Raw genomic sequence first — 481 nt, 5'->3', positions numbered from 1 at the left:
AACCACCAGTACTTTTGATCCGGCTACTTTGGTGGCATATTCCATGCTTCCCAACATTTCGGTATCGGCAAAATTTCCTGCAATTCGTCCTATGAAAAGGTCTCCAAGCCCCTGATCGAATATTTCTTCGACAGGTACGCGGCTATCAATGCAAGAGAGTACCATACCTTTTGGATTTTGAGCTTCACTGGTTTGAGTAATCCTGTTTTGCCTGTCCCTTAGGGTAAGGCTGTCTTGAATGAACCTTGTGTTCCCCTTACGAAATTCTGCAACAACATCATCGGGAGTCAGAGCATTCCTTTCTTCCTGAGTAAGAACCCGGTCAACCTGTTGATCCTGTTGATCGGTCTCGGTTGTCACTTCAGTATTTTGTATTTTCTCCCCGGGTTCATTTGATTCCCCGGTTTCTCCACATGAAGTGAAAAGAAGAGCTGTAATAATTAAGTAAGTAAAGAAATTCAGCTTTTTCATTGTTTTAATT

Annotated in this window: 1 protein-coding gene; it reads right to left on the bottom strand. The window is 42.4% G+C overall.

Annotated features, from left to right (window positions below):
• Positions 1 to 471 (bottom strand): carbonic anhydrase (locus HC175_RS17980; RefSeq protein WP_317172352.1); only part of this gene is annotated, 471 nt, incomplete at its 3' end.
• Positions 472 to 481 lie beyond the last annotated feature (10 nt).

The organism is Salinimicrobium oceani (assembly GCF_012037645.1).
This window is presented reverse-complemented; position numbering and strand designations above follow the sequence as displayed.